Raw genomic sequence first — 2772 nt, forward strand, 5'->3', positions numbered from 1 at the left:
CCCCCCCCCCCCCCCCCCCCCCCCCCCCCCCCCCCCCCCCCCCCCCCCCCCCCCCCCCCCCCCCCCCCCCCCCCCCCCCCCCCCCCCCACCGCCGTGTGGGGCGCGGAGGTGACGTCAGTCCCGCTCGCCCGTCACGCAGAACTCGTTGCCCTCGATGTCCGCCAGGACGGTGTGGCTCTCGTGCTCGGCGAGGACCTTCGCGCCCAGGTCCACGAGCCGGGCGATCTCGCTGCTCGCCGTGGCGCCGTCGGACGGGGCGATGTCGAGGTGCACCCTGTTCTTGCCCGCCTTCTCCTCGGGGACACGCATGAAGTAGATGCTCACGCCGCCGGCGGCGTTGCGGACGACGGCTTCGTCAGGACTGTTCCAGTCGGCCGGCTGCCAGCCTGTGACGGCGGCCCAGAAGGTGGCGAGCTCGGCAGCGTCGGCGGCGTCGATGACGACGTTCTGCAGGGTGCTGGTCATGGTGTGGTGCGTCCTTGCCTGGTCGGGAGGTCAGTTGGCCGTCTTCTGGAGGGATTCTGCCGCGTCGGCGGGCGTGCGGCCGTCGTCGGGCACGACCTCCGACAGGTCGCGCAGCCGGGGCAGCGGCGAGCGGGCGATGAAGAGCAGGGCGAGGAGGGTGCAGCCGCCGACGACGAAGAGGGTGGCGCGCAGTCCGATCAGGCCGCCGAGCCAGCCGCCGAGCAGGGCACCGATGGCGGCGGTGCCGGTGACGAGGAAGCGGTAACCGGCGTTGGCGCGGCCGAGGATCTCGGACGCGACCGCGGTCTGACGGAGGCTCATCACCTGGATGTTGCTGACCACGACGCCGATGCCGTTGAGCATCAGCGCGCCGCCGACGATGATCACGGTCGCGACCGGGCCGCCGCCGGCGGCCGGGACGAGCAGCGGCGAGCCGCAGGCGATCACCATCGTGATCATGATGGTGCGTCCGATGCCCCAGCGCCGGCCGATCCGTCCGGCCACCAGGCTGCCGAGGAAGGCGCCGACGCCGGTCATCGCCATGACGACGCCGAGGGTGAAGGGGCTGAAGCCCAGCTCACGGGTCAGGTAGATGATGAGCACGGCCCACAGGGCCTGGTTGAACAGGTTGTACGTGGCGGCCTCACCGGCGATCGCCCGCATGTAGCGGTTGCGCCAGACCAGCCGGAGGCCCGCGCCGATGCGGGACACCACGGAGCCCTCGACGGCGGTCCGCGGCGGCGGCTCCTCGACACGGCGGATGAACAGCAGCGCGAAGGCGGAGACGAGATAGGTGGCCGCGTTCAGGAGCACCGCCACGGGCGCCGAGGCCACACCGACGAGCACGCCGCCGAGGCCCGGGCCGCTCGCCTGGGCGAGCGAGCGGCTGCCCTCCAGCTTGCCGTTGGCCTCGATCAGCTGCGGCCGGCCCACGAGGGACGGGATGTACGCCTGGTAGGCCAGGTCGAACACCACGGTCAGGGTCGCGGCGAAGAAGACGATGGCGCCGAGCAGGCCGATGCTCATCAGGTCCAGGGCGGTGAGCACCGGGATGAGCCCCAGGACGAGCGCCCGCCCGAAGTTGGCGACGATCATGATCGGCCGGCGGCGGCTCTGGTCGATCCACACCCCGGCGAGCAGGGTGAACAGCATGTACGGGGCGAACTGGGCGGCGTTGACGATGCCCATCTGGAAGGGGGTGGCGTCCAGCGTGGTCGCCGCCACCAGCGGGATCGCCAGCAGCGAGATCTGGGCGCCGAACATCGAAAGGCTCTCCGCGGACCAGAACTTCAGGAAGTCCTGATCCCGCCAGAGCCCTCCGGGCGCCCGCTCGGTCGACTCGGCCTCGCTCATGCGTCACTCTCCTTGTTCTCTCGGCGCACGCCGTCCGCCCGGTCGAGGCGGTCTCGCAGCGCGCGTGCCAGCACCGGCAGATGGGGGTGCTGGAGCAGCGTGTGGTGGGTGCCGGGGACGGTCTCGTGGTCGAGTCCGCCGGTGGCGTGGGTACGCCACCAGGCCAGGTGGTCGGCGGCGTCGGCCGCGGTCCGCGCGCCCTCCGCCGTCAGCAGGGTGACCGGCCCGTCGTACGGCGCCGGCCGGTGGACGTGGTACGCCCGCGAGGCGGCCAGGAAGACCTCGGCGCGGGTACGGAGCTCGTCGCGCACCCCGGCGGGGACGAGGCCGGACCGCTCCAGGACGGGGAGCAGCTCGTCGACCTGCTCCTGTCCGTCGAGGACGGGCGGCCGGAGTCCGGTGAGCCCGGCGAGGTCGCGCGTGAAGGCGGCGAGCAGCTCGGCCCGGCCGGGCGGGGTCGCCGCGCGGGGCGGGACCCCGGTGTCGAGCAGGGCGACCAGGTCCACCCGCTCGCCCTCGGCACGCAGCAGCGCCGCCATCTCCAGGGCCACGGCCCCGCCGAGCGACCAACCGGCGAGGTGGTAGGGGCCGTTCGGCCGCACCTCGCGCACGGCCCGTACGTAGCGGGCGGCGAGGTCGGTGAGCGTGCCCCCGTCGGCGGGGGCTCCGTCGGAGAGGCCGGGGTGTTCCAGGCCGTAGACGGGGGTCTCGGGGTCGAGCAGGCGGGTCAGGGGCACGTACGGGACGACGGAGCCGCCGACCGCGTGCACGAGGAACAGCGGGGTCCGGCTGCCGGTCGCGCGGAGCGGGACGAGGGGCGAGCGGCCGTCGGCGGAGCGTGCCTCCTGGGAGGTCAGCTGGTCGTCGATGCGGGTGGCGAGGTCGTGCAGGACGGGATGGACGAACAGGGTCCGCGGTTCCAGAGCGACCTGGAACACGTCACGGATCCGGGA

Annotated in this window: 3 protein-coding genes; all 3 read right to left on the minus strand. The window is 73.7% G+C overall.

Annotation, left to right across the window (positions count from 1 at the left end; translation table 11 throughout):
* Positions 1-115: 115 nt before the first annotated feature.
* Entirely contained in the window at positions 116-466 is a 351-nt protein-coding gene (locus ACZ4VI_RS34570) for a VOC family protein (RefSeq protein WP_468005855.1), read from the minus strand.
* Positions 467-496: 30 nt separating this feature from the next.
* Entirely contained in the window at positions 497-1819 is a 1323-nt protein-coding gene (locus tag ACZ4VI_RS34575) for an MFS transporter (protein WP_468005857.1), read from the minus strand.
* Positions 1816-2772: thioesterase domain-containing protein (locus tag ACZ4VI_RS34580; RefSeq protein ID WP_468005859.1), on the minus strand; the 957-nt coding region annotated here is incomplete at its 5' end. The genes ACZ4VI_RS34575 and ACZ4VI_RS34580, both read right to left, overlap by 4 nt.

This window comes from Streptomyces sp. NPDC029169 (genome assembly GCF_055563935.1).

Coding starts and splice junctions, on each gene's coding strand:
- ACZ4VI_RS34570 (WP_468005855.1), bottom strand. CDS start 466: ATGACCAGCACCCTGCAGAACGTCGTCATCGACGCCGCCGACGCTGCC.
- ACZ4VI_RS34575 (WP_468005857.1), bottom strand. CDS start 1,819: ATGAGCGAGGCCGAGTCGACCGAGCGGGCGCCCGGAGGGCTCTGGCGG.